At 64.3% G+C, this 23629-nt stretch carries 27 protein-coding genes and 1 pseudogene; 19 read left to right on the forward strand and 9 right to left on the reverse strand.

The genetic code is table 11. The annotated features are described in order from the left end of the window. Nucleotides 1-94 precede the first annotated feature (94 nt). Both WJU21_RS00260 and WJU21_RS00265 read left to right on the forward strand, forming a co-directional pair. Nucleotides 95-1627, forward strand: a complete 1533-nt coding sequence (locus tag WJU21_RS00260; protein ID WP_346321378.1) for a carboxyl transferase domain-containing protein — start codon at nt 95-97, stop codon at nt 1625-1627. Nucleotides 1628-1856: 229 nt separating this feature from the next. Beyond that, on the forward strand, nt 1857-2123 hold the full coding sequence (locus WJU21_RS00265) for a GIY-YIG nuclease family protein (protein ID WP_346321379.1): 267 nt from the start codon (nt 1857-1859) through the stop codon (nt 2121-2123). 51 nt (nt 2124-2174) lie between these two features. Here WJU21_RS00265 and WJU21_RS00270 read toward each other — a convergent pair whose 3' ends face one another. Further along, on the reverse strand, nt 2175-2570 hold the full coding sequence (locus WJU21_RS00270) for a GFA family protein (RefSeq protein ID WP_346321380.1): 396 nt from the start codon (nt 2568-2570) through the stop codon (nt 2175-2177). A gap of 40 nt (nt 2571-2610) precedes the next feature. Between WJU21_RS00270 and WJU21_RS00275 the strand changes: the two genes are divergently transcribed. The 5 genes from WJU21_RS00275 (at nt 2611) to WJU21_RS00295 (ending at nt 8385) form a co-directional block, all read left to right on the forward strand. Continuing rightward, nucleotides 2611-4095, forward strand: a complete 1485-nt coding sequence (locus tag WJU21_RS00275; protein ID WP_346321381.1) for an FAD-linked oxidase C-terminal domain-containing protein — start codon at nt 2611-2613, stop codon at nt 4093-4095. A gap of 142 nt (nt 4096-4237) precedes the next feature. Beyond that, nucleotides 4238-5476 carry an FAD-binding protein gene (locus tag WJU21_RS00280; protein WP_346321382.1) on the forward strand — a complete coding sequence of 413 codons (1239 nt, stop codon included), beginning with the start codon at nt 4238-4240 and terminating at the stop codon, nt 5474-5476. Continuing rightward, complete coding sequence (gene glcF, locus WJU21_RS00285; RefSeq protein ID WP_346321383.1) at nt 5477-6757, forward strand: glycolate oxidase subunit GlcF; 1281 nt, start codon at nt 5477-5479, stop codon at nt 6755-6757. A gap of 80 nt (nt 6758-6837) precedes the next feature. After that, a complete protein-coding gene (locus tag WJU21_RS00290) occupies nt 6838-7863 on the forward strand; it encodes a glutathione S-transferase (protein WP_346321384.1) in 1026 nt (341 codons plus the stop codon). A 6-nt stretch (nt 7864-7869) separates the two neighbouring features. After that, complete coding sequence (locus WJU21_RS00295; RefSeq protein ID WP_346321385.1) at nt 7870-8385, forward strand: GNAT family N-acetyltransferase; 516 nt, start codon at nt 7870-7872, stop codon at nt 8383-8385. On the opposite strand, the gene WJU21_RS00300 is transcribed toward WJU21_RS00295, so the two are convergent. Genes WJU21_RS00300 through WJU21_RS00315 form a run of 4 tightly spaced genes read right to left on the reverse strand, consistent with a single transcriptional unit; the run spans nt 8382 to nt 11313 of the window. Beyond that, nucleotides 8382-8801, reverse strand: coding sequence for a DUF6691 family protein (locus tag WJU21_RS00300; protein WP_346321386.1), 420 nt, complete (start codon nt 8799-8801; stop codon nt 8382-8384). The genes WJU21_RS00295 and WJU21_RS00300 overlap by 4 nt on opposite strands. Before the next feature lies 1 nt (nt 8802). Next, nucleotides 8803-9231 (reverse strand): YeeE/YedE family protein, encoded by a 429-nt coding sequence (locus WJU21_RS00305; RefSeq protein ID WP_346321387.1) that lies wholly within the window; start codon nt 9229-9231, stop codon nt 8803-8805. A gap of 10 nt (nt 9232-9241) precedes the next feature. Continuing rightward, nucleotides 9242-10990, reverse strand: coding sequence for a sulfate permease (gene sulP, locus WJU21_RS00310; RefSeq protein WP_346321388.1), 1749 nt, complete (start codon nt 10988-10990; stop codon nt 9242-9244). Further along, complete coding sequence (locus WJU21_RS00315; RefSeq protein ID WP_346321389.1) at nt 10990-11313, reverse strand: metalloregulator ArsR/SmtB family transcription factor; 324 nt, start codon at nt 11311-11313, stop codon at nt 10990-10992. Before WJU21_RS00315 ends, sulP begins: the two co-directional genes overlap by 1 nt. A 153-nt stretch (nt 11314-11466) precedes the next feature. Between WJU21_RS00315 and dapA the strand changes: the two genes are divergently transcribed. Both dapA and smpB read left to right on the forward strand, forming a co-directional pair. Continuing rightward, a complete protein-coding gene (gene dapA / locus WJU21_RS00320) occupies nt 11467-12339 on the forward strand; it encodes a 4-hydroxy-tetrahydrodipicolinate synthase (protein WP_346321390.1) in 873 nt (290 codons plus the stop codon). Next, nucleotides 12339-12815: an SsrA-binding protein SmpB gene (gene smpB, locus WJU21_RS00325; RefSeq protein WP_346321391.1), complete on the forward strand. Its 477-nt coding sequence runs from the start codon at nt 12339-12341 to the stop codon at nt 12813-12815. The genes dapA and smpB overlap by 1 nt, the downstream gene beginning before the upstream one ends. 29 nt (nt 12816-12844) lie before the next feature. Here the strand turns inward: smpB and WJU21_RS00330 are convergent, their stop codons facing one another. Together WJU21_RS00330 and WJU21_RS00335 are read right to left on the reverse strand one after the other, a co-directional pair. Then, entirely contained in the window at nt 12845-13252 is a 408-nt protein-coding gene (locus tag WJU21_RS00330) for a hypothetical protein (protein WP_346321392.1), read from the reverse strand. Nucleotides 13253-13385: 133 nt separating this feature from the next. After that, on the reverse strand, nt 13386-13895 hold the full coding sequence (locus WJU21_RS00335) for a GNAT family N-acetyltransferase (RefSeq protein WP_346321393.1): 510 nt from the start codon (nt 13893-13895) through the stop codon (nt 13386-13388). A 99-nt stretch (nt 13896-13994) separates the two neighbouring features. Here WJU21_RS00335 and WJU21_RS00340 point away from each other — a divergent pair, with 99 nt between their 5' ends. After that, entirely contained in the window at nt 13995-14669 is a 675-nt protein-coding gene (locus WJU21_RS00340; protein ID WP_346321394.1) for a sulfite oxidase-like oxidoreductase, read from the forward strand. 4 nt (nt 14670-14673) lie between these two features. Here WJU21_RS00340 and WJU21_RS00345 read toward each other — a convergent pair whose 3' ends face one another. Next, entirely contained in the window at nt 14674-15321 is a 648-nt protein-coding gene (locus tag WJU21_RS00345) for a uracil-DNA glycosylase (RefSeq protein ID WP_346321395.1), read from the reverse strand. 22 nt (nt 15322-15343) lie between these two features. After that, entirely contained in the window at nt 15344-15964 is a 621-nt protein-coding gene (locus tag WJU21_RS00350; protein ID WP_346321396.1) for an NYN domain-containing protein, read from the reverse strand. A gap of 158 nt (nt 15965-16122) precedes the next feature. On the opposite strand from WJU21_RS00350, the gene folK reads away from it, so the two are divergent. From folK to recO, 9 genes and pseudogenes are all read left to right on the forward strand, one after another. Next, complete coding sequence (gene folK, locus WJU21_RS00355) at nt 16123-16623, forward strand: 2-amino-4-hydroxy-6-hydroxymethyldihydropteridine diphosphokinase (RefSeq protein WP_346321397.1); 501 nt, start codon at nt 16123-16125, stop codon at nt 16621-16623. A gap of 72 nt (nt 16624-16695) precedes the next feature. Further along, nucleotides 16696-16944 (forward strand): annotated as a pseudogene (gene rpoZ, locus WJU21_RS00360) (DNA-directed RNA polymerase subunit omega); the annotation flags it as partial. Nucleotides 16945-17151: 207 nt separating this feature from the next. Then, a complete protein-coding gene (locus WJU21_RS00365) occupies nt 17152-19284 on the forward strand; it encodes a bifunctional (p)ppGpp synthetase/guanosine-3',5'-bis(diphosphate) 3'-pyrophosphohydrolase (RefSeq protein WP_346321398.1) in 2133 nt (710 codons plus the stop codon). 2 nt (nt 19285-19286) lie between these two features. After that, a complete protein-coding gene (locus tag WJU21_RS00370) occupies nt 19287-20024 on the forward strand; it encodes a pyridoxine 5'-phosphate synthase (protein ID WP_346321399.1) in 738 nt (245 codons plus the stop codon). Beyond that, nucleotides 20024-20443, forward strand: coding sequence for a holo-ACP synthase (gene acpS / locus WJU21_RS00375; RefSeq protein WP_346322423.1), 420 nt, complete (start codon nt 20024-20026; stop codon nt 20441-20443). The genes WJU21_RS00370 and acpS overlap by 1 nt, the downstream gene beginning before the upstream one ends. Before the next feature lie 30 nt (nt 20444-20473). Continuing rightward, on the forward strand, nt 20474-21307 hold the full coding sequence (gene lepB / locus WJU21_RS00380) for a signal peptidase I (protein ID WP_346321400.1): 834 nt from the start codon (nt 20474-20476) through the stop codon (nt 21305-21307). Continuing rightward, nucleotides 21307-21981 carry a ribonuclease III gene (gene rnc / locus WJU21_RS00385; protein ID WP_346321401.1) on the forward strand — a complete coding sequence of 225 codons (675 nt, stop codon included), beginning with the start codon at nt 21307-21309 and terminating at the stop codon, nt 21979-21981. The genes lepB and rnc overlap by 1 nt, the downstream gene beginning before the upstream one ends. Next, the gene (gene era, locus WJU21_RS00390; protein ID WP_346321402.1) at nt 21978-22877 is read left to right on the forward strand and encodes a GTPase Era; all 900 of its coding nucleotides are present in this window, start codon (nt 21978-21980) and stop codon (nt 22875-22877) included. Before rnc ends, era begins: the two co-directional genes overlap by 4 nt. A 6-nt stretch (nt 22878-22883) precedes the next feature. Continuing rightward, the gene (gene recO, locus WJU21_RS00395) at nt 22884-23597 is read left to right on the forward strand and encodes a DNA repair protein RecO (protein ID WP_346321403.1); all 714 of its coding nucleotides are present in this window, start codon (nt 22884-22886) and stop codon (nt 23595-23597) included. Nucleotides 23598-23629 lie beyond the last annotated feature (32 nt).

The following is a 23629-nucleotide window of genomic DNA, read 5'->3' on the forward strand; positions in this document are numbered from 1 at the left end:
ATAATCCGCGTCCTCCCCAGGCCCGCTTACCGGGCGGTATCCTAGCGCGGCCCGGGCGTGACTGCTAGGCTCCCGCCAAAGCAGGGGAGGAACCATGAGCTTCGACGACAAGCGCGCCGAGCTGCGCCGCCGGCAGGACAAGGCGAAGGCCATGGGCTCGCCGCGCATCCTCGCGGGCATGGCGGAAAGCGGCCTACTCAATGCGCGCCAGCGGGTCGACGCGCTGCTCGACGCGGGCAGCTTCCACGAGATCGGCCTGCTTGCCGTCGCCGACCGGCCCGAGGTCCGGGAGAAGACCCCGGCCGATGGCGTCGTCAGCGGGTTCGGCGAGATCGACGGGCGGCGCGTGGGCGTCTGCGCCTCGGATTTTTCCGTGCTTGGTGCGTCCTCGGCGGCCATCGCCGGCAAGAAGCACGGCTACATCAAGAAGTCCGCCCAGCGCTCGGGTTTTCCGCTGATCGAGCTGGGCGAGTGCTCGGGCTCGCGCATCCCGGATGCCATGGGCGCGCGCGGCATGGCCGACACCATCACCGGCTTTGCCTCGGGCAGCTATCAGAAGGGCAGGGACGTGCCCTGGATATCGGCGATCCTGGGCCAGAGCTTCGGCGGGTCCACCTGGCAAGCCATGGTCTCGGACTTCGTGGTGATGCGCAAAGGCGCCATCATGGGCGTTGCCTCGCCGCGGGTGACCGAAGTGGCGATCAGCGAACCCATCGACCCCGAGGAACTGGGCGGCTGGCGGGTCCATGCCCGGCAGACCGGCATGATCGACGCCGTCGCCGAGACCGATGCTGAGGCGCTCGCGATCATCCGCCGATTCCTGTCCTACCTGCCGTCCAACAACGGCGAGCCGCCGCCCGATGCGCCGGTGCCCGCAGGATCGGGCGAAGACCAGGAACGGCTGCTCAAGGTGGTCCCCGAGCAGCGCAACAAGGTCTACGACATGCGCAAGGCGATCGAGATCATCGCCGACAAGGGTTCGTGGTTTCCGCTGAAGGACAGCTTCGCCAAGGTGGCGGTGACCGGCTTCGCGCGCATCGGTGGCCGCAGCGTCGGCATTGTCGCCTCGAATCCCATGTTCAAGGGCGGCGCGTTCGATGCGGAAGGCTGCGACAAGATCCTGCCGTTCATCGTGCTGTGCGACAGCTTCAATGTGCCGCTGGTGTTCCTCGCCGACACGCCCGGATTCTTCATCGGGCGCGCCGGCGAGAAGGAAAAGCTGGGTGCGAAGATCATGAACTGGATCCTGGCGCTCGATCAGGTCACCGTGCCGACGGTGACGGTGATCCTGCGCAAGGCGTTCGGAATGGCCATGCACAACATGTTCGTGGGCCGCGCCAGCGAAACCGCATGTTGGCCCGGTGCCGAGATCAGCTTCATGGATCCGGCCACGGCGGTGAACGTGGTCCACGGCGTGAAGCACGAGGACGACCCGGAGAAGTTCGGCGCCATGCTGGAGGCGGTCTCCGGCGAAACCTCCGCCTTCGACTTCGCCGAGGCGTTCGCGACCCAGGCGGTGATCGACCCGCTGGAGACGCGGGATTTCATCATCCGGGCGCTGGCGGCGCATGCGAGGCCCGGCGGCGTGGGCGAGCACCGGCTGTCGAACTGGCCGGTGAAGTTTTGACTCCGGTGTCGCCACCCCTCCAGCGTCATCCCGCCGAAGGGCGGGATCCAGACTTGACAGTCAATGCGCTGTCCTGCGCGGTTGACCCGAATTGCCCAGTCTGGATTCCGGCCTTCGCCGGAATGACGAATAGGGTGAGTGCGGTGCCTTATTCGGCTATGTTCAAGCGATTAATCGCAGCCGTCGCCAGACTATGCTTAAGTCGGAAAAGTCTTTTGCCGTTTACATCATGGCCAACAAGCGCAACGGCACTCTTTACATCGGCGTCACCAGCAACCTCGTAAGGCGCGTCTTTCAGCACAAACACGGCACTGCCGACGGCTTCACCAAGAAGTACAAATGTCACACCCTGGTCTGGTACGAACAGCACGCGAGCGCCGAGACCGCCATCACCCGCGAGAAACAGCTCAAGGAATGGAACCGCCTCTGGAAGCTGCGGATCGTCGAGGAGATGAATCCCGAGTGGCGCGACCTCTCTGCGGATTTCACGGCTTGATTGCCCGGTCTGGATCCCGCCCTTCGGCGGGATGACGGCTTGGGGAAGCAGCTACTCCGAACTCAAATGCCTCAACTTGTCGCCATTTTCTTCCCAGTTCTCGCCGTCGAACGGTTCCACAGTCACAGCCCTGAACGTCAACTGATCCACGCATCTTAAATTGACCGAGTATCCGTCCGGGTTGGACCTCGGCACATAGAACGACTTGATCCCGCAATACTGGCAGAACAGGTGCTTCGCCGTGCCGGTGTTGAACGTGTAGGTCGTCAGCGCGTCCTGTCCTCGGAGGAGCCGGAAGCGCGAGGCCGGCACGATCAGGTGCAGGTAGCCGGTCATCCGGCACATGGAGCAGTTGCAGTCCTGCACCGTCACCTCGGCTGGCGCGTCCACCTCGAAAGCCACCGCGCCGCAATGACAGGCTCCCTTGTGCGTGATCAATCCAGTCATGCAGTGTTCCAACCAGCAGGGACGGGAGTATAGTGCCTCCATGAACATTGCCACACTCGAACCCGTCGCCGCCGATCTCTCCGCGCTCGCGGCCCGCTTCCGCCGGGTGCTGCCGCCGGAGTGCGTCGTCACCGACACCGTGGCGCGCAAGCCGTTCGAGACCGACGCGCAGACCATGCACCGGCAGATGCCGGGCATCGTCGTGCTGCCCGAGACGTCGGCGCAGGTGGCCGCGGTGCTGAAGCTGTGCAAGGAATTCGGCGTGCCGGTGGTGCCGCGCGGCGCGGGAACCGGGCTTTCCGGCGGCGCGACGCCGGTGCCGGGCGGCGTGCTGCTGGCCATGACCAAGTTCAGCCGCATCCTCGATATCGATTATGCCAACCGGGTCGTCGTCGCCCAGCCGGGCGTGACCAATCTGGGGATCACCAAGGCTGTCGAGGACGACGGGTTCTATTATGCGCCCGATCCCTCCAGCCAGATCGCCTGCACCATCGGCGGCAACGTGGCGCAGAACTCGGGCGGCGTGCACTGCCTGAAATACGGCCTGACGGTGAACAACATCCTCGGCGTCGAGCTGGTGACCATGGACGGCGAAGTCCTGCGCGTCGGCGGCAAGCACCTCGACCCTGAAGGCTACGACCTGCTGAGCATCATCACCGGTTCGGAAGGGCTGCTCGGCGTGATCACCGAGGTCACCGTCCGCATCCTGCCCAAGCCCGAGACCGTGCGCGCCCTGCTGGTGTCGTTCGACAGCATCGAGGCAGGCGGCGCCTGCGTCGCCGACGTCATCGCGTCGGGCATCATCCCGGCCGGCATGGAGATGATGGACCGCATCACCATCGACGCGGTCGAGGAATATTGTGCGCCCGGCTATCCGGCCGACGCCGCCGCCATCCTGATTTGCGAGCTGGACGGTCCGGCCGCCGAGGTTGACTACCTGATCGAGCAGGTGACCGCCATCGCCGCCCGGAACGGCGCCATCGGCGTGCGCGCCTCCCAGTCCGAGGAAGAGCGGCTACTGTTCTGGCTGGGCCGCAAGTCGGCGTTTCCCGCCGCCGCCAAGATGAAGCCGGACTATTACGTGCTCGACGGCACCATTCCGCGCAACAAACTGGCGCCGGTGCTGGCGCGGATCGGCGAGTTGTCGCGCGACTCGGGGCTGACCATCGCCAATGTGTTCCATGTGGGCGACGGCAACCTGCACCCGCTGATTCTCTACGATGCCAACGTGCCGGGCGAGATGGAGGCGGCCGAACATCTGGGCCACGATATCCTGCGGCTGTGCGTCTCGGTGGGCGGCGTGCTGACCGGTGAACACGGCGTCGGTACGGAAAAGCGCGACCTGATGCCGGAAATGTTCAGCGATCTGGACATGCAGCAGCAGCAGCGGCTGAAGTGTGCGTTCGACCCTGGGCAGCACCTCAATCCGGGCAAGGTCTTTCCCACGTTGCACCGCTGCGCGGAATTGGGTGCAATGCACGTGCACAAGGGCGCCAGCGCATTCCCCGACCTGCCGCGTTTCTGATACATATTGTTGCGAAAGTCCCATAAGGGCAATAAATGTAACAGATATTGACGTCACGAACTGACGCGATATCGAGATCAAACCCGCACATTTGCTGATGCAAACACTTGTGCAGTGCGGCGAAAATTGGTCTTATCGGGACATGACGAGCGCATACAAACCGACCGACGAGAACGAACTGGCCGAGCTCATTTCGTGGGCGGCGGCGCAGGCATTGCCGCTGGAACTGGTTGGCAGCGGCTCCAAGCGCGGACTGGGATGCCCGGTCGCCCTGAAGGGTGATGGAGCGCCCGCCAGGGTCGATCTCTCGGCGATCGCCGGTGTGGTTTTTTACGAGCCCGAGGAACTGGTGATCTCGGTCCGTCCGGGCACGCCTCTCGAGCACGTCAACCAGTTGCTGGCCGAACGGAACCAGATGCTGGCATTCGAGCCGCTGGACTGGGGCTGGCTGCTGGCGGGCGAGAGCAAGCCTGGCACGATCGGCGGCGCCATTTCGGTCGGCAGTTCGGGGCCGAGGCGGGTCAAGGCCGGCGCGGCGCGCGATTTCGTGCTGGGCGCCCATGCGATCAACGGTCGCGGCGAAAGCTTCAAGTCGGGCGGCCGGGTGGTGAAGAATGTCACTGGCTATGACCTGCACAAACTGATGACCGGCGCCTATGGCACACTGGGTGCGTTTACCGAGATCACCCTGAAAGTGCTGCCGGCACCGGAGAAAACCTACACGCTGCTGATCCATGGTCTGCAGGCGGAACGCGCGGTCGAGGCGCTGACCGTGGCCGCCAACAGTCCGTTCGAGGCATCGGGACTTGCCCATATACCGGCCGCCGAGGCGGCGCGGTCGCAGGTGTCGTATGTGAGCCGTGCCGACCGGGCGATCACGGCGGTGAGAATCGAAGGCCACGGCGTCTCGGTGGCGCACCGCATGGAGGAATTGAAGACGCTGCTGGCGCCGTTCGGTCCGCTGGAAGAACTTCACAGCGTGAATTCCGGGCGATTCTGGGTGGAAGTGCGCGATGCGTGGCTGCTGCCGCCCGATCATCAGGTGGTCTGGCGGGTTTCCGTTCCTCCCAGCAGCGGCGCGGCCGTTGTCGCCGCCTCGGGCGCCGAGTCCTGGCAGATGGACTGGGCCGGCGGCCTGGTCTGGCTGGGCTACGAATCGGCTGCGCCCGGGCAGGGCGCCCGCATCCGGGCCGGTATGAAGGAGGGCGGGCATGCCCTGCTGGTCCGCGCCCCGGAAGCCGTCCGCCGCGAGGAGGCCGTGTTCCAGCCGCAGGCGGAAGCCCTTGCCAAACTGTCAGCGCGTGTTAAGGCTGGGTTCGATCCCAGCGGCATCTTCAATCCCGGCCGGATGGGAGCTGTTTCACTGCCCGGCGCGGCCTGAATGCGGACACTCTTTTCGGATCAACAACTTGCGGACCCGCAACTGCGGGAGGCCGAGAAGGCGCTGCGGACCTGTGTCCATTGCGGGTTCTGCCTGCCGCAATGCCCGACCTATACCCTGCTGGGCGATGAACTCGACAGTCCGCGCGGCCGAATCTACCTGATCAAGGAGATGCTCGAAGGCGGCAAGCCCGCCGACGATAACACGGTGCTGCATGTGGACCGCTGCCTGTCGTGTCTGGCGTGCCAGTCGGGCTGCCCGTCCGGCGTCAATTACATGCATCTGATCGACACCGCCCGGGTGCATATCGAGAACACCTATGAACGGCCGCTGCCCGACCGGCTGACCCGCCGGATGCTGGGCTGGCTGCTGCCGCGCCCGGGCCCGTTCGGCTGGGCGCTGCGGTTGGCGAAGCTGGCGCGGCCCGTGGTGGACTTCCTGCCGGCGCGGCTGCAGGCCATGGTGCGGACCGCGCCCGATGGACCCATTGGCGAACCGCTCGATCGTGACCGGCGAATTGCGCCGCAAGGCGAGCGGCGCGCCCGCGTCGGCTTGCTGATGGGCTGCGTGCAGCAGGCCATCGGCCCGGACATCAACGACGCGACCATCCGGCTGCTGACCCGGCACGGCTGCGAGGTCGTCGTCCTGCACGAGGCCTATTGCTGCGGCGCCATCACCCATCATCTGGGCCAGGAGGCGCCGACCCATGCGCGGGTAAAGGCGAATGTCGAGGCCTGGGAAAAGGAACTGGACGGGGAAGGGCTGGACGCCATCATCGCCAACGCGTCGGGCTGCGGCACCATGCTGAAGGATTACGGCTTCGTGCTGGCCAACGATCCGGCCTGGGCCGCGCGCGGCCAGCGCATCGCGTCGCTGACGCGCGATGTCTCGGAATTCCTTGCCGTGGAGGGCGTGACCGCTATCGACGCGCCGCCGGGATTGCGGGTGGCGTACCAGTCGGCGTGCTCGTTGCAGCACGGCCAGAAGGTGATCCGCCAACCGGTCAGCCTGCTGCGCCAGGCGGGCTTCACGGTGGTGGAGCCGAAGGAAGCCAATCTGTGCTGCGGTTCGGCCGGCACCTACAGCCTGCTGCAGGACGAGATCGCCGGCCGGTTGCGCGACCGCAAGCTGGAGCGCCTGGCCGCCACCGCGCCGCAGGTCATCGCCAGCGGCAATATCGGCTGCATCACCCAATTGCGCAGCGGCGCGCCGGTGCCGGTCGTGCATACGGTCGAGTTGCTGGACTGGGCCACCGGCGGACCGAAACCCAGGGGGCTGTAATCAAGTGACACTGGCGCGGCCCGGCCGCCCTGCATACTCTGTCCGCAGCGCATCACCGGAGGAAACATGAGGCAGGCACCATGACGGGCAGATATCAGGTGATCGGCTCGCTGTCGTCGCCGTTCTCGGTGAAAATGCGCGCGATCCTGCGCTATCGCCGCCTGCCGCACGACTGGATACTCAACACCAGGGAGGTCCAGGAACGCACCAAGCACATCCGGCCGCCGATCATTCCCAAGGTGCACTTTCCCGAAGAGCCAGCGGACGTCTGGCATGTGGATTCGAGCCCCATGGCCTATCTGCTGGAAGAACGGCACAGGGATCGCTCCATTCTGCCGGACGATCCGGCTCATGCCTTTCTGGCGCATTTGCTGGAGGACTTCGGCGACGAATGGGGCACCAAGATGATGTTCCACTACCGCTGGGTGGGCGAGGAAAAGGGCGGCGACACGGATTATGTGGGCCATCTGATGCTTTATCCGGGTACCGGTCCCGCCAGCGACGACGCGTTGCGGGAAGCGGCGCACAAGTTCCGCGACTGGCAGGTGCCGCTATGGCCCGTCGCCGGCATCGAGCCGCAGAACGTGCCGCTGATCGAGAGCATGTTCGGCCGTATCGTCAGCGCCTGGGACATGGTGCTGCGCGACCAGAACTTCCTGTTCGGTTCGAGGCCGTCGCTGGGCGATTTCGGCTTCTATGGCCAGCTCTACCAGTGCTTCTGGAACCCGGCGTCATTCAAGGTGATGATCCAGCAGTCCCGGCGCATGGTGCCCTGGCTGACCATCATCGACGACGCCTCGGGCGTAGAAGGGGAGTGGATTGCGCCAGACGCGCCGCTGTGCGACGGGGTCCGTGAGTTGCTGTGGCTGGCGGGCGAAGTGTATCTGCCTTACCTGGATGCCACGCTGCGCGCTGTCGAGAACGGCGAGGACCGCTTGAGTATCACCGTGCTTGATGGAATGGTTCATTCCCAGAAGGCAATGAAGTACCATGCCCGCTGTCTTCAGGTGATGCGCGAAAAGCTGGCAGCCCTCTCCCAGGGAGATCGCCAAAAGGTGCGCCACCTGCTGGATGGGACCGACGCCTGGCGATATCTGACCGCGTGAGGGGATATGAAGCCCACATTTGAGACGGAACGGCTGGTCCTGCGGCCACAGGCAGAGAGCGACACGGTCGAACTGATGGCGATGGGCATGGATCCCGAGGTCATGCAGTACATCGGCTACGGCGCCATGACGTTGCAGGATTCCCATGAATTGGCGCTGGAAACGCTGGCCATGGATGGCCCGCTTGGCCGCTGGATCATTACCGACCGGGAGACCGGCCTGTTTCTTGGCTGGGTTGTCCTGATCTATCTCGATGGCAGCGAGGACATCGAAGTGGGATATGGGCTGAAGGTGATCGCCTGGAACCGGGGCTTTGCCACCGAGGCAACCAGGCGACTGCTGGATTACGGCTTCGAGGAGCTTGGCCTCAAGGAGATCGTCGCGGTGAGCCGGCCCGAGAACATTGCCTCGCACAAGGTTCTCGAAAAGGCCGGCATGCGTCGGCGCGGGCTACGTGACGCATTCGGACTCCGCGGGCTGTACTATTTTGTCGCCCGTGCCGACGCGCTGGTGGACGGCTAGGTTCTGAACCTCGTCCACAGCCCGAAAGCCAGGCTTCCGGCCACCATGGCGGCAACGAAGACGTAGACCTTGGTCAGTCCGAATGCCAGGCCGGTCAATGCCGGGCCGGGACAGAATCCCGCCAGGCCCCAGCCCATACCGAACATCAGCGCGCCGATGACCAGCCTGGAATCGATGTCGCGCCGTGTGGGAATCTCGAATTTCTCGGCCAGAAGCGGTCGCGCCGCGCGTGTCGTCAGGCGGAAGCCGACAGCGAAGACCACCACGCCCGCGCCCATCACCAGCACCAGGCTGGGATCCCATTGGCCGGTTATGTCGAGAAACGCCAGTACCTTGGCCGGGTTGGCAAGGCCGGAAACGGCAAGGCCTGCGCCGAACAGGAGTCCGCAGAGCAATGGTGCGATAATCCGTCCCATATCAGCCTCCAATCACATGACGGGTGACGAATACGGTCGCCATGCCGGTCGCCACGAAGAGGACCGTTGCGACCATGCCGCGCGGCGACAGCCGTCCCACGCCGCAGACGCCATGCCCGCTGGTGCATCCGGATCCCAGACGGGTGCCGACGCCGACCAGCAAGCCGGCCACGATCAATATCGGTGTGCTGGCTTCGATGACGATACTCGATACGTCACCCAGAAAGACGAAACCCAGCCCTCCCAGCATCAGGCCGACGATAAAAGCGAGCCGCCACGTGGTGTCGCCGGGCGCCGGCGGCAGCAGGCCGCCCAGAATGCCGCTGATGCCGGCGATGCGTCCCCATAGACCCATCAGCAGGACCGAGGCGAGACCGATCATCGCGCCGCCGATCAGTGCTGGAATGGGCGTGAAATTGACGATTTCCATAGTTCTCTCCTCAGATGGCCGAGCCGTACGGATCGGCGTAGAGCTTTGCCCTGAGATGCGTCACCGCATCGTGGGTCGACAGGAAGATCTGGCCGGGGGCCAGGTGCTCGATGAACGACGTTTGCGCCAGCCGGTCCATGACCGGTCCCTTCACTTCCGCTAGGTGCAGGACTATGCCGGCGGCATGCAGTGTCTCGCGCAACTCCTGCAATGTCTCGAGCGCGCTGGCGTCGATCAGGCTGACCGAACTGCAGATCAGCACGACGTCGCGGATTTCGGGATTGGCGGCGACCTCGGCGCGCAGGCTGTCCTCGAGATAGCCCGCATTGGGAAAATACAGGTTCTCATCGATTCTGAAGAGCAGCACCTCAGGGTCGGTGCGGACCGCATGGCGTTTTACATTGCGGTAATGTTCGGTATCGCCCACCTGGCCTACCACCGCGAAATGCGGCCGGCTGCTGCGCCACAGATAGAGCAGGAGCGAGAGCGCGATACCGGTGATGATGCCGGTCTCGATGCCGATCGCCAGAACGATGACGAAGGTGGCCGTCTGGGCGAGGAAGTCGGCCTTGTTGTAGCGCCAGGTCCGCCGAAAGCTGTCGATCTCGATCAACTGGACGACCGCGACCACGATGGTGGCGGCCAGGACGGCCTGGGGCAGGTAGTGGAACAGCGGCGTGAGAAACATCACCGAAAACGCCAGAAGCAGGGCGGTGAGGATCGACGCCAGCGGTGTATTGGCGCCAGCGCTGAAGTTCACCATCGACCGGGCGAATCCACCGGCGACAGGGCTTGCCCCGGTAAAGGCGGCGGCAAGGTTGGCGGCGCCCAGGCCGATCAGTTCCTGGTCCGCGTCGACTTTCTGACGCCGTTTGCCGGCGAGCGCCTTCGCGACGGACACGCTCTCCAGATAGCCGACGAATGCGATCAGGGCCGCCGACGGCAGCAGCGCCTGCCACAGGGTCAGGTCGGTGCTGGGCATGGTCAGCGACGGCAGCCCTTCCGGAATCGTGCCGACGATGGCGACGCCCGCCGTGCTGTCCAGGTGCCACATGCCGGTGACGACAATGCCTGCGATAACGGCCAGCAACGGGCTTGAGCGGGTAATGAACTGGATTGTCAGAGGCGACAGGTTCCAGCGGCCAAGGAGGCGCGCCAGCGGTTCGCGCATCAGCAGCAGAACCAGCAGCGTGCCGACGCCGATGGACAGCGTCGCCAGCTTGGTCTGGCCAATGTGACCGAACAGACCGGTAATGGTCTCGACCGTGTCACCCGACGGCACAGAGACGCCCAGCAGATGCTTGATCTGGCTGATGACGATCAGAATGGCGGCGGCGCTGGTGAACCCCGCAATCACCGGATGGCTGAGGAAGTTGACCATGAAACCCGCACGCGCGGCGCCCAGCACCACCAGCATCAGGCCGATGAGGAACGACAGCACGAGCGCATTGGCGATGTAGGACGGGCTGCCCGGCGGCGACAGGGCCGTGAGGGCAGTGGCGGTCATCAGTGACGCGATCGCGACAGGACCCACCGCAAGCGCCCGGCTGGAGCCGAAGATGCCATAAAGGATCGGCGGTGCGATGCTGGCATAGAGCCCGATCTGGGGCGGCAAGCCAGCCAGCATGGCGTAGGCCATGGCCTGTGGCACCAGCATGATGGCGGTGATCAGACCGGCGGTCACATCGCCAGGCAGGTCGCGCCGCGAATAGGCGCGTCCCCATACCAGAATTGGAAGATAGCGCGCCAGCACGCTCATTATCGGGCCGCCGTCCGGCAGAAAACTTCGTAAAGCGCATTGATCACCGGCAGCACCTCGGTTCGTGCCAGGGAATAATAGACCGACGTGCCGTCACGGCGGGCCGCGACCAGGCCTTCGCCCTTCAGCCGGGCCAGATGCTGCGACAATGTCGATTGGCGCATATCGAGCAACTCGGCCAGTTCACCGACTGATTTTTCGGTGACGGATAACTGGCATAGCACCAGGAGCCGCTGCGGATGCGAGATCGAGCGCAGGAAGGCGCTGGCGTGACCGGCGCTCTGCTTCATGTCGTCGATGGCGACGCTGACATCAATATTCATAAATACGAATGTATGAATATATGGTATTCAAGTACAGGAAAATGTGTCGCCGGGCGCCGGAAACAGGCTTTCATCGGGCGTGTCGCTTGCAGCGCGGCGGGCGCATGCTTATGTTCGCCGCCACAGCGGCATCCTTATCCGGTAGTACAAAGAATGTTCAGAGGTTCGATCACGGCGCTGATCACCCCGTTCAAGGACGGTGAGGTGGATCAGGCGGCGTTTCAGGCTTTCGTCGAATGGCAGATCGACGAAGGGACGAACGGGCTCGTGCCGGTTGGCACGACCGGCGAGTCTCCGACTCTCAGCCATGACGAGCACAGGCGGGTCGTGGAGCTGTGCATCGAGGCCGCTGCCGGCCGCGTGCCGGTGATGGCGGGCACGGGCTCCAACAGCACCGACGAGGCGATCGAGCTGACGCATCATGCCAAGCAGGCCGGTGCCGATGCCGCTTTGGTGGTGACGCCCTATTACAACAAGCCGACCCAGGAAGGCCTTTACGCGCACTTCAAGGCGATCGCCGAGGCGGTCGACATCCCGATCTTCATCTACAACATTCCCGGCCGGTCGGTGGTCAACATGACCGTCGAGACCATGGCGCGGCTCGCCCTGCTGCCCAACATCATCGGCGTCAAGGATGCCGCCGGCGACCTGACGCGGCCCAGCCTCCAGCGCTGGAAGATCGGGCCTGACTTCATCCAGCTTTGCGGTGACGACGGCGTCGCGCTCGGTTTCAACGCTCATGGCGGGGTGGGATGCATTTCGGTTGCCGCCAACGTGGCGCCGCGCCTGGTTTCGCAGTTCCAGCACGCCACGCTGCAGGGCAACTTCGGCCGCGCGCTGGAGCTGCAGGACCAGTTGATGCCGCTGCACAGCGCGCTGTTCGTCGAGACCAGCCCGTCGCCCGTGAAATACGCGGCCAGCCTGCTCGGCAAGTGCCGGGAGGATGTGCGTCTGCCGCTGGTACAGGTAACCCAGCCCACCCGTGAGATCGTGCGCGCGGCGATGGAACATGCCAGGCTGCTCTGATGGCCAAGAAGAAGGAAGAACCGGTTCGCAAGATCGTCGCCGAGAACCGTAAGGCGCGCTTCAACTATTTCATCGAGGAAACGCTGGAGGCCGGCATCATGCTGCACGGCTCCGAGGTGAAGTCGCTGCGGCTGGGCCAGTCCAACATCGCCGAGTCCTATGCCGAGGCCAAGGACGGCGAGATGTTTCTGGTGAACGCCTATATCCCCGAATACAACCAGGCCAGCTACATGAACCACGAGACGCGGCGGCCGCGCAAGCTGCTGCTGCGTCGCCGCGAGATCGACAAGCTGTCCCAGGCGATCCGCCGCAACGGCATGACTGTCGTGCCGCTGAAGCTGTATTTCAACGATCGCGGCATGGCCAAGCTGGAACTGGGCCTGGCCAAGGGCAAGAACGTGGTCGACAAGCGCGAGACCGAAAAGGCACGCGACTGGCAAAAGCAGAAGGCCCGGCTGCTGCGGGCGAGGGGTTAGGGCAAGCCGGTTGGTGGCTTGCCCCCCGTCTAGCGGCAGCGAACGTTGCCGCGGTCCACTTCGTGTCCGATGGCGGCGCCAGCGCCTGCGCCGATGATGGCGCCAAGAGCTTCCGAACCACCCGGTGCGATGACCGCGCCAAGCGCCGCGCCGCTTACGCCGCCGACGATAAGGCCGGTGGTGCCGTCCGAGCGGCGGCAATAGTAGCGGCCGTCGCGCCCCCGGTAGAGCCGGTCGTCCCTGGTCAGGCGGCGTTCACGATAGCGGCGCGAGTCCTCGCGGTAATAGGCGCCGGCATCGTAATAGCCGTAACGCGGGTCCGGGCGGTTGTAGTCGTAGGCTTCGTAGCTGACATAGGAATCGTGGTGGCCGTCGCCGGCGCAGCCGGCGAGAGCAATGGCGGCCCCAAGGGCCGCGGCGATTGGCACGATGCGCATGGATGTCTCCCATTCTGGCCTGCAGCCGTCCTGGCCGCGGGTTCATGACGGGAACGATACGGAATTGTCGCCGGTTCCGGTGGATGGCCGTTTTCTGAATCCGGGCCGGCGAGCGGCCGGTCACCGTTGCTGATTATGGCTGCTTCTGGAGCGGCCGGACCATCATGCTCGCCTCGGCGCCATAGCCGGCCAGCTGCCGGGTCAGCGCCGGGTCGTCGACGCGTTGAAAGCCGTGCCCACGCCAGAAGGCGGCCGCGTCATAGACCGCGATCAGCGAGAGGTTCGGGAGACCGGCGGCATGGGCATGAGCGACGAGCGTCCGGACAATCGCCGATCCGGCGCCTGTGCGCCGTGCCCGCCGCAGCAACGCCAGGTCGTGGATATAATAGGTCGACGCGTCGTCGGGGATGCGCTCGACCAGCACGTTCAGCGATGGCGGGCGCAGATAATACCAGGGATGACTGATGACATAGCCGGCCGGATCGCCATCCATCTCCAGGATGAAGCAGCCGTCCGGATAGAGCCGCTGTCGTTCGGCAAAGACGAATGCCTGTTCCGGCAGCGCCATATGGATTGCCGCCGCGATGGCATCGACAGCGGCAATATCGGCCGGGTTCATGGGCCGCCACCGGGCCGGGATCATGTCTCGTTCCTGCTGTGCATGTCTCTCATACCGTAATTCAGGGTGTAACCGTCAGCGGGGAAATCACGATATAACAGGTCGAATATGAAGAGGTGGTTCATGGCGGATGACGACGGCATCGAGATGTACGGCGAGATCAAGCAGAAGCTGATCCGCCGCAAACAGGAATGGGCGCGGGACGGCCGCCTGCTGACCGGCAACCAGGCCATGGCGGACCGCACCCAGCGTTTGCCGCCGGGCCAGCGGCTGACGCAGGACTGGCCGGTGCTGGACCTGGGCATTCAGCCCGACGTGCCGCTCGACAAATGGAAGCTGGTGATCGACGGTCTCGTGGAAAAGCCTCAGGAATGGAAATGGCAGGACTTCCTCAGCCAGCCGGTGTTCGAGGACGTGTCTGATATCCACTGCGTCACCACATGGTCGCGCTATGACAATCATTGGGAAGGCGTCAGCACCGCGCATATTCTGGAGTTGATCCGGCCGAAGGCCGCCGCGCGACATGTGATCATGCATGCCTATGACGGCTATACCACCAATGTGACGCTGGAGGCCTTCGCCGCACCCGATGCGCTGCTCGCCCACCGCTGGGAGGGCAAGCCGATCTCACGCCAGCATGGCGGCCCGGTGCGTCTGGTGATCCCGCAATATTATTTCTGGAAGTCGCCCAAATGGATCAGGCGCATCGAGATCTCGGCGCGGGACAAGCCGGGCTTCTGGGAGGAGCGTGGCTATAACAACGAGGGCGATCCGTGGAAGGAAGAGCGGTATTCGTGAGGGCTCAGGCCTGGGCGAAGTCCCTGGCCGCCGTCATGACATCAACGAACATCGCCTCGGTCAGCCGGCCCGTATTGGTATTGTAGCGGCTGCAATGATAGCTGTCGAACAGCCGCAGGCCGCCGGGCAGCAGGTGCGGCGTGCCGTGGCCGAACGGATAATCCTTCATCCTCCCGCCGAACGATCGCACCACGCTTTCATGGGCGATGCGGCCCAGGGCGACAAGTGCACGGGCCGTAGGCACCGCGTCGATCTGGCCGGTCAGGAACGGGCGGCAGGCTTTGATTTCGTCGGGCTGTGGCTTGTTGGCGGGGGGCAGGCAGCGCACCGCGTTGGTGATCAGGCAGTCTTCGAGCATCAGCCCGTCTTGCGGGTCGGCCCGGTATTCGCCCTTTGCAAGCCCCAGTGCGATCAGCGTCCCATAGAGCAGATCGCCGGCATAATCGCCGGTGAACGGACGACCGGTGCGATTGGCCCCGTTGAGGCCGGGCGCCAGTCCGACAATGACCAGCCGTGCCGCCGGGTCGCCGAACGACGGGACCGGGGCATTGAACCAGTCGGGGTGCTGTTCACGAAGCGACAGGCGCAGGTCGACCAGCCTGGGACAAATCGGACAATCCCTGGATGGGCTGGCGGCTGCGCCTGTCGACATGTGATTGAAGCCGAGCTTACGCTCAGGCGTTCACGTCTTCTGCCTCCGCCGGAGCGGTCGGGGCGGCGGCATGCTCGCGGGCGGCGCGGTTGGCCTGCGACTGGGCGCGGGCTGCGGGATCGCGCGCGATCACCGGCGCCAGATCGGCCAGCTCGATGAAGCTGTCGGCCTGACGGCGCAGTTCGTCGGCAACCATGGCCGGCTGGGTCTGCAGGGTGCTGACGACCGAGACGCGCTTGCCGCGGCGCTGCACGGCCTCGATCAGGCGGCGGAAGTCACCGTCACCCGAGAACAGCACGATGTGATCAATGTGCTCGGACAGGCTCATGATGTCCACCGCAATCTCGATGTCCATGTTGCCCTTGATCTTACGGCGACCGGTGGAGTCGATGTATTCCTTGGCGGGTTTGGTGACGACGGTGAAGCCGTTGTAGTCGAGCCAGTCGACCAGCGGCCGCAGCGGCGAGAAGTCCTGGTCTTCGAGGATCGCGGTGTAATAGAGCGCCCGCACAAGGTGCCCCTTGCTTGAGAACTCGTTGAGCAACGCCCGGTAGTCGATGTCGAAGCCCAGGGTTCGCGCGGCGGCGAACAGGTTCGAGCCATCGACGAACAGAGCAATACGTTCGTTCGGATAGAAGATCATGATAAATGCCACTCCTGGAAATAATGCGTCTTTTGGCTGATGCGTGGTACGCGTCGAAAACCTGGCTAGGGTTTCCCAAGCGAAAATATGCGTCTGCACCGGGCAAGGGAAGTGTAATTTTGACAGTAGGTGGTCGGTATCAAGCGATTGTGACAGGTATGAGCAGTCCTATCTATGTCGCCCTCGGCGCCAATCTTCCCTCGCATCACGGCGCTCCGGCGGCCACGTTGGAGGCCGCTCTCGCTGCCATCGGGCGTGCGGGCGTGACGGTTGTGAAACGCTCTCCCTGGTACGAAACCGTACCGGAACCGCGGTCCGACCAGCCGAATTACGTCAACGGCGTCGCCCAGGTGCGCACCGATCTGGCGCCCGCCGACCTGCTCGCCCTGTTGCACCGGGTCGAAGCGGATTTTGGACGGGTCCGCGTCGACCGCAATGAGGCCCGGCTGATCGACCTGGACCTCATCGATTACGGTGGATTGGTGATCGCCCCGGATGGCGAAGGCCTGACACTGCCCCATCCGCGCGCCCATTGCCGGCGATTCGTTCTTGTGCCGTTGCGGGATGTCGCCCCTGATTGGCGGCATCCGGAGACCGGCAGGAGCATCGATGCGCTCATAGGTGACCTGCCCGATCCGTATGGCGTCACACGGTTGTAAATGTTGCTTTTGACCCATTATGTCCCTATGTAACGGTCCTTCGTCCCGGCAGTTGTTACCAGGAGTGGCTTTATGGCCCGCGTTACCGTTGAAGATTGCGTTGAGAAGGTTCCAAGCCGCTTCGAGCTCGTTCTGCTCGCGGCCCAGCGCGCCCGTGAAATTTCGTCCGGCGCCCCGCTGACCATCGAGCGCGACAATGACAAGGACCCGGTCGTGGCACTGCGCGAGATTGCCGATGGCACCATCACGCCGGACGAACTGCGCGAGGCGCGTATCCGCACCATGCAACGCTATGTCGAGCGTGACGAGCCTGAAGAAGACGAGTTGAGCCGGGAATTTGCCGGACGTCAGCTTTCGGCCGTGCATGAAGAACTGTCTGCCGACAACCTGAACAAGGTGTTCTCCGACATCGTCGTCGACGAGGTCGAGCAGGAGATGAACATCGACGGCGCTGACGAACTGAATGCGGACGGAGACGAAGACCTGTAATATCCGGCGTACCGACCGGACACTGCTGAAAGCAACGGCATGATCCGGCAGTACGAGCTTGTCGAGCGCGTCCGCGCGTACGACCCCAATGTAGATGAAAAGCTGCTGGACCGTGCCTATGTGTTCTCGATGAGGGCACACGGCGCGCAAAAACGCGCGTCCGGCGATCCCTATTTCCTCCATCCGCTTGAAGTGGCCGGCATTCTGACCGACATGCGGCTCGATGACGCGACCATCGTCACCGGCCTGCTGCACGACACGCTTGAGGACACGGTCGCCACCTATGAAGAGGTGGAATCCCTGTTCGGGGTGGAGGTCGCGCAACTGGTGGACGGCGTCACCAAGCTGTCGAAGCTGGAGTTGTCCTCGGAGGACGCCAAGCAGGCCGAGAACTTCCGCAAATTCGTACTGGCGATGTCGAAGGACATCCGGGTGCTGCTGGTCAAGCTGGCGGACCGGCTGCACAACATGCGGACGCTTCATTTCATCAAGAACGTGGACAAGCGGCGCCGCATCGCCCTGGAGACCGTCGAGATCTATGCGCCGCTTGCCGAGCGCATCGGCATGCAGGCCATGAAGACCGAGCTGGAGGACCTGGCGTTCCTCTACCTCAATCCGGATGCACGCGAATCCATCGTTGCCCGTCTCAACTTCCTTACCGAGAAGGCCGGCAACATCCAGGGACGCGTCACCCACGAGCTTGAGGCGCGGCTGAAGCAGGCCGGTCTCGAGGCCGAGGTGTTCGGCCGGCAGAAGCAGCCCTATTCCATCTGGCGCAAGATGCAGCGCGACAACGTCAGCTTCGAGCAGCTTTCCGACGTGATGGCGTTCCGCGTCATCGTCGAGGACGAAGACGCGTGCTACCGGGCCTTGGGCGCGGCGCACAGCGATTGGCGCGTGGTGCCAGGCCGGTTCAAGGACTACATCTCGAATCCCAAGCCGAACAATTACCGCTCGCTGCACACGACCGTTCTGGGGCCCGAGCGCCAGCGCATCGAAATCCAGATCCGTACGCGCGACATGCACGCCATCGCCACCTACGGCGTCGCGGCGCACTGGCGTTACAAGCAGGACGTCCAGAAACTCGATGGCAGCCAGTTCGGGTGGCTGCGGCACATGATCGAGATGCTCGAGAATGCCGAAAGCCCCGAGGAGTTTCTCGAGCACACCAAGATCGACCTCTACAGCGACCAGGTGTTCTGCTTCACGCCCAAGGGCGACCTCATCACCCTGCCGCATGGCGCCACGCCGATCGACTTCGCCTACATGGTGCATACCGACGTGGGCCATACCTGCGTCGGCGCCAAGGTCAACGGCACCATGGTGCCGCTGTCGACCGAACTCACCAATGGCGATCAGGTGGAAATCGTGCGCTCCAAGGCGCAGACACCGTCGCCATCGTGGGAAGGCATTGTTGCGTCGGGGCGCGCCCGCGCCGCGATCCGCCGGTTTCTGCGCTCGCAGGGCCGCGACGAGTATTTCGAGCTGGGGCAGAAGCTCGTCGAACGCGCCTTCATCCGCGCGGGCTACAATCTGCAGGACCAGACGCTGGAGCCTGCCTCGCGGGCGCTGGGCCATAAGTCGGTCGATGACCTGCTGATCGAAGTGGGGCGCGGCAACGTCACCGTGCGACAGGTGCTCGAGGCCGAATTTCCCGGCGAGAAGAACAGGCGCGAGCGCCGCCGCATGGCTGGCGATCCGTTGCCGGGCGATGGCCCGCAGGCGATCCCGGTCAGCGGCGCCAATCCGGGCGTTGCCATGCAACTCGGCACCTGCTGCCATCCGGTGCCGGGCGACCGCATCGTCGGTGTGGTGACGCCGGGCAAGGGCGTGGTCGTCCACACCATCGACTGTGAGTCGCTGGGCACCGCGACGGAGGATCCGGACGCCTGGTTGAATCTCGCATGGGAAGCCGATGCGGCACGCCACGGCTATCACCTGTCGTCGATCGAGGTGAGGTCGCAGAACGAACCCGGCGCGCTGGGCAAGATTTCCACCCTGATCGGCAAGAATCACGGCAACATCACCAACCTGAAGCTCACTGAGCGCACCATGAAGGCGTACACGATGCTGATCGATCTGGAGGTTCAGGACGTCAAGCACCTGACCGAGATCATCGCGGCGCTGCGCACGCTGACTGTAGTGGACACCGTCGAGCGGGTGCGGAGCTAGACGTGGTCGAACATATCAGGCTGGGCGTGAACGTGGATCATGTGGCAACCCTGCGCAACGCGCGCGGCGGCATCCACCCGGATCCGGTCGAGGCGGCACGCCTTGCGGCCAGGGCGGGCGCCGACGGCGTAACCGCGCATCTTCGTGAGGATCGCCGGCACATACGCGATGCCGACATGCGGCTGCTCAAGGATGTGGGCCTGCCCCTCAACTTCGAGATGGCGCCGACCGACGAAATGTTCGGCATCGCGTCGGAAATCCTCCCGCAGGCCTGCTGCCTGGTGCCGGAGAAGCGTCAGGAACTGACGACCGAAGGTGGCCTGGCGGTTCATGCCGGGATGAACCATCTCAAGGCCTATGTGGCGAGGCTGCAGGATCAGGGCATCCGCGTGTCCTTGTTCATCGATCCGGAATCCCGCGAGGTCGAGGCGGCCCGCATGGTCGGCGCCGACATCGTGGAACTGCATGCGGGACCGTATACCAAGGCGACCGGCGCCGAACGTCAGCGTGAGCTTGCGCGCATCCAGCAGGCCGCGGCGCTGGCGCTGCGCCTCGGGCTGGAGTGTCACGCGGGCCACGGCCTCAATTTCGAAACCGTCGAGGCGGTGTCGGCGATTCCCAACGTGGTCGAGCTCAACATCGGCCATTTCATTATTGGCGAGGCGATCTTTCAGGGGCTGGAGCCGGTGATCCGGCAGATGCGGTCGCTGATGGACGCCGGACGGCGGAGCATCCGATGATCGTTCTCGGCCTGGGCAACGACCTTATCGATATCCGGCGGGTGGAAAAGTCGCTGCAGCGCTTTGGCCAGCGCTTCGTCGAGCGCGTGTTCACCGAGGTCGAACAGAAGAAATCCGATGGCCGCATGAACCGGGCCGCCAGCTACGCGAAGCGCTTCGCTGCCAAGGAGGCTTGTTCCAAGGCGCTGGGCACGGGCATCAGACGCGGCGTTCACTGGCGCACCATGGGCGTGGTAAACCTGCCGTCGGGCCGGCCCACCATGGAGTTGACCGGCGGCGCCAGGACGCGGCTGGAGCAGATGACGCCGCCCGGCATGGTGGCGCAGGTGCATCTGACGATCACCGATGATTTTCCGCTGGCCCAGGCCATCGTCCTGATCACCGCAGTGCCGGCCGAATACGCCGCGCTGTTGAAATAATCCGTACCTACCATCCACGAGAAGGCCAGCATGTCAGAGCCATTGAGCGAGACCCCGACCGGCGAGGGGGCAAAGCCAGCCAAGCCCAAGGCGAAGTCGGCGTTCTCCGAATTCGTGTCGACCATCGTCGTCGCGGTGCTGATCGCCCTGGCGTTCCGGACGGTTGCGTACGAGCCGTTCAATATTCCCTCCGGCTCGATGTATCCGACCCTGTGGATTGGCGACTATCTGCTGGTGTCGAAGTTCTCCTACGGCTACAGCCAGCATTCGCTGCCGATGAGCATCATTCCGTTCAATGGCCGTATCCTGGAGCAGCAGGTCACGCGCGGTGACGTGGCCGTCTTCAAACGCCCGGCCGACAACAAGACCGATTTCATCAAGCGCATCGTGGGATTGCCCGGTGACAAGATCGAGATGATCGGCGGGGCGCTGTACCTGAACGACCAGCCGGTGAAGCGCGAGCAGATAGCCGATTTCTCCATGGGCGAGGCGGGGATCGAAGGCGGCAACCTGATCTACAAGCAGATGCGCGAGACGCTGCCCAACGGCGTCAGCTACAACACCCTCGATTGCGCTTATTTCCCCGGCACAAAGGACTGCATCGAGTCCGCCGCCGACAATTTGGGCCCGTTCCTGGTGCCGGAAGGGCACTATTTCGCCATGGGCGACAACCGCGACAATTCGGCCGACAGCCGGTTCTCGACACAGGCGGGCGTTGGCTATCTGCCGGCCGAAAATCTGGTGGGCCGGGCGGATATCCTGTTCTTCTCCACCTGCGGCCAGTATTGCGACGCGCCGCTGTGGAAGCCCTGGAACTGGTTCGGTGCGATCCGCTACGGCCGCATCTTCAATCTGATCGGGTGATGGCGCGCGATCTGGAAGAAGTCTACACGCTGCTCGGCTACCGCTTCGCCGACCCGGCCTTGCTGGAGCAGGCGCTGACTCACCCGTCATGCAGTGGCGTGCCGAATTACCAGCGCCTCGAATTCATCGGCGACCGGGTTCTGGGCGCCATCATCGCCCAGCGGCTCTACCGCGATTATCCCGCCTTCAACGAGGGCGACCTGGCGATCCGGTTCAACGAACTGGTGCGCAAGGAAACGCTTTCCCGCATCCTGGTCAGGCTGGGTCTCGACCGGTTCGTGAGGCTGTCGACGGGCGAAGAGGACAATGGCGGCCGTGAGAAGCCGGCGATCCTGGCAGATTGCTGCGAGGCGGTGATCGGCGCCATGTTCATGGATTCCGGCTTCGCGTCGGCTCATGCCTTTGTCGAAAAACATTGGCAAGACCTCGTCGCAGGCGTAGCGCTGAAGGACAAGGACGCCAAGACCCTGCTGCAGGAATGGGCGCAGGGCCGCGGCATGGCAGCGCCATCCTACCGCGAGATCGCACGCGAGGGGCCGGCGCACGAACCTGAATTCACCGTCGGCGTCAGTGTCGGCAGGAAGCATCAAGCCACGGGCAAGGGCCCTTCAAAGCGCGCGGCGGAACAACTGGCGGCCCGGAGCCTGCTGGACAAACTGAACGGAACCGAATGACTGAAAGTAAGACAAGATGCGGCTTCGTGGCGCTGCTTGGTGCGCCGAATGCCGGCAAGTCCACGCTGCTCAACGCGCTGGTTGGCCAGAAGGTCTCCATCGTCACCCAGAAGGTGCAGACCACGCGGACCCGCATCCGCGGTATCGCCATCGAGGGCGACGCCCAGCTCATCTATGTGGACACGCCCGGCATCTTCGCGCCCCGGCGGCGGCTTGACCGGGCCATGGTGGCGGCGGCCTGGGGCGCGGCTGATGCCGACGTGGTCTGCCTGCTGGTCGACGCCAGGAAGCGGATCGATCCGGAAGTCCGCCTCGTTCTCGACGGCCTGAAGGAAATCGGCCGCAAGGCGGTGCTGCTGCTGACCAAGATCGATCTGGTGCCGCGCGATTCCCTGTTGTCGCTGGCCGACGAGCTCAACCAGACCGGGCTGTTCACCCGCATCTTCATGATCTCGGCGCCGACCGGCGACGGCATCGACGACCTGAAGCGGTTTTTTGCCGAGAGCGCGCCGGTCGGCCACTGGCTCTATCCCGAAGACCAGCTTTCCGACATTCCATTGCGCCTGATGGGTGCCGAAATCACTCGCGAGAAACTGTTCCTGCGGGTGCACCAGGAGCTGCCCTATGCGGCAACGGTCGAAACCGAAAGCTGGGAAGAGCGCAAGGATGGCTCGGTGACGGTGCACCAGGTGATCTTCGTCGAGCGGGACAGCCAGAAGCCGATCGTCATCGGCAAGGGCGGCCAGACCATCAAGGAGATCGGCGAGGCGGCCCGGCGCGAGATGGAACAGATCATGGACCGGAAGGTGCACCTGTTCCTGAACGTCAAGGTCCGCAAGGGCTGGGGCGACGAGCGCGAGCGCTACCGCGAGATGGGCCTCGATTACAGCGACTGAGGCACGATGGAGTGGACGGATGAAGCCCTGGTTCTCGGCGCCGCCAAGCACGGCGAATCCTCCGTCATCGTCGAGCTGCTGACCCGCGCGCACGGCCGACACAAGGGGTTGGTGCGCGGCGGATCGGGCGGCCGCATGCGGGGTGTCATGCAGGCGGGAAACCGGGTCGCCGTCACCTGGCGAGGCCGGTTGGCCGAACACCTTGGCACCGCGACGCTGGAGCTGATCGACGCCAATGCGGCGTCCGTCCTGTCCGATCCGCCGCGGCTGCTGGCGCTGGCCTCGCTGTGCGCCGTGGCCTCGACCGCGCTGCCCGAGCGCGAGGGCCATCCCGAAATATTCCTTGCGGCCCTGCCGGTGATCGGGCTGCTGCGTGACGGCGCCGACATCGCGCACGTCGCGGCCGCCTTGGTCTCCTGGGAACTGGGCGTGCTCGGCGCGCTTGGCTACGGCCTCGATCTGACCTCGTGCGCCGTCACCGGCCAGACCGATGAGCTGGTCTTTGTCTCGCCGCGTACCGGCCGGGCGGTGAGCCGGGCAGGGGCCGGGGAATACGCCGATCGCCTGCTGCCGCTACCGGCACTGACCGACCCCACGCTCGAGGACATGGTGGCCGCATTCGACCTGACCGGCTATTTCCTGGAGCGGAACGTTTACGTGCCCAGCAAGATGCGGCTGCCGCCCGCGCGGGACAGGTTTGTCGCGCTGCTGCGGCGTTAATCTGCCGGGGAAAACCCACATCATCTGGTGGC

Origin of the sequence: Emcibacter sp. SYSU 3D8 (genome assembly GCF_039655875.1) — a bacterium.
Taxonomy (GTDB): Bacteria; Pseudomonadota; Alphaproteobacteria; order SMXS01; family SMXS01; genus RI-34.

What these genes read in the sequence shown, in the direction of transcription:
- dapA (WP_346321390.1), top strand. Translation starts at nt 11,467, where the DNA reads ATGTTCAGAGGTTCGATCACGGCGCTGATCACCCCGTTCAAGGACGGT.
- WJU21_RS00350 (WP_346321396.1), bottom strand. Translation starts at nt 15,964, where the DNA reads ATGATCTTCTATCCGAACGAACGTATTGCTCTGTTCGTCGATGGCTCG.
- rnc (WP_346321401.1), top strand. Translation starts at nt 21,307, where the DNA reads ATGGCGCGCGATCTGGAAGAAGTCTACACGCTGCTCGGCTACCGCTTC.
- WJU21_RS00295 (WP_346321385.1), top strand. Translation starts at nt 7,870, where the DNA reads ATGAAGCCCACATTTGAGACGGAACGGCTGGTCCTGCGGCCACAGGCA.
- WJU21_RS00330 (WP_346321392.1), bottom strand. Translation starts at nt 13,252, where the DNA reads ATGCGCATCGTGCCAATCGCCGCGGCCCTTGGGGCCGCCATTGCTCTC.
- WJU21_RS00260 (WP_346321378.1), top strand. Translation starts at nt 95, where the DNA reads ATGAGCTTCGACGACAAGCGCGCCGAGCTGCGCCGCCGGCAGGACAAG.
- sulP (WP_346321388.1), bottom strand. Translation starts at nt 10,990, where the DNA reads ATGAGCGTGCTGGCGCGCTATCTTCCAATTCTGGTATGGGGACGCGCC.
- smpB (WP_346321391.1), top strand. Translation starts at nt 12,339, where the DNA reads ATGGCCAAGAAGAAGGAAGAACCGGTTCGCAAGATCGTCGCCGAGAAC.
- lepB (WP_346321400.1), top strand. Translation starts at nt 20,474, where the DNA reads ATGTCAGAGCCATTGAGCGAGACCCCGACCGGCGAGGGGGCAAAGCCA.
- WJU21_RS00305 (WP_346321387.1), bottom strand. Translation starts at nt 9,231, where the DNA reads ATGGAAATCGTCAATTTCACGCCCATTCCAGCACTGATCGGCGGCGCG.
- WJU21_RS00265 (WP_346321379.1), top strand. Translation starts at nt 1,857, where the DNA reads ATGGCCAACAAGCGCAACGGCACTCTTTACATCGGCGTCACCAGCAAC.
- WJU21_RS00300 (WP_346321386.1), bottom strand. Translation starts at nt 8,801, where the DNA reads ATGGGACGGATTATCGCACCATTGCTCTGCGGACTCCTGTTCGGCGCA.
- WJU21_RS00280 (WP_346321382.1), top strand. Translation starts at nt 4,238, where the DNA reads ATGACGAGCGCATACAAACCGACCGACGAGAACGAACTGGCCGAGCTC.
- WJU21_RS00340 (WP_346321394.1), top strand. Translation starts at nt 13,995, where the DNA reads ATGGCGGATGACGACGGCATCGAGATGTACGGCGAGATCAAGCAGAAG.
- WJU21_RS00335 (WP_346321393.1), bottom strand. Translation starts at nt 13,895, where the DNA reads ATGATCCCGGCCCGGTGGCGGCCCATGAACCCGGCCGATATTGCCGCT.
- WJU21_RS00275 (WP_346321381.1), top strand. Translation starts at nt 2,611, where the DNA reads ATGAACATTGCCACACTCGAACCCGTCGCCGCCGATCTCTCCGCGCTC.
- glcF (WP_346321383.1), top strand. Translation starts at nt 5,477, where the DNA reads ATGCGGACACTCTTTTCGGATCAACAACTTGCGGACCCGCAACTGCGG.
- folK (WP_346321397.1), top strand. Translation starts at nt 16,123, where the DNA reads ATGAGCAGTCCTATCTATGTCGCCCTCGGCGCCAATCTTCCCTCGCAT.
- WJU21_RS00290 (WP_346321384.1), top strand. Translation starts at nt 6,838, where the DNA reads ATGACGGGCAGATATCAGGTGATCGGCTCGCTGTCGTCGCCGTTCTCG.
- WJU21_RS00345 (WP_346321395.1), bottom strand. Translation starts at nt 15,321, where the DNA reads ATGTCGACAGGCGCAGCCGCCAGCCCATCCAGGGATTGTCCGATTTGT.
- WJU21_RS00315 (WP_346321389.1), bottom strand. Translation starts at nt 11,313, where the DNA reads ATGAATATTGATGTCAGCGTCGCCATCGACGACATGAAGCAGAGCGCC.
- WJU21_RS00365 (WP_346321398.1), top strand. Translation starts at nt 17,152, where the DNA reads ATGATCCGGCAGTACGAGCTTGTCGAGCGCGTCCGCGCGTACGACCCC.
- recO (WP_346321403.1), top strand. Translation starts at nt 22,884, where the DNA reads ATGGAGTGGACGGATGAAGCCCTGGTTCTCGGCGCCGCCAAGCACGGC.
- WJU21_RS00270 (WP_346321380.1), bottom strand. Translation starts at nt 2,570, where the DNA reads ATGACTGGATTGATCACGCACAAGGGAGCCTGTCATTGCGGCGCGGTG.
- era (WP_346321402.1), top strand. Translation starts at nt 21,978, where the DNA reads ATGACTGAAAGTAAGACAAGATGCGGCTTCGTGGCGCTGCTTGGTGCG.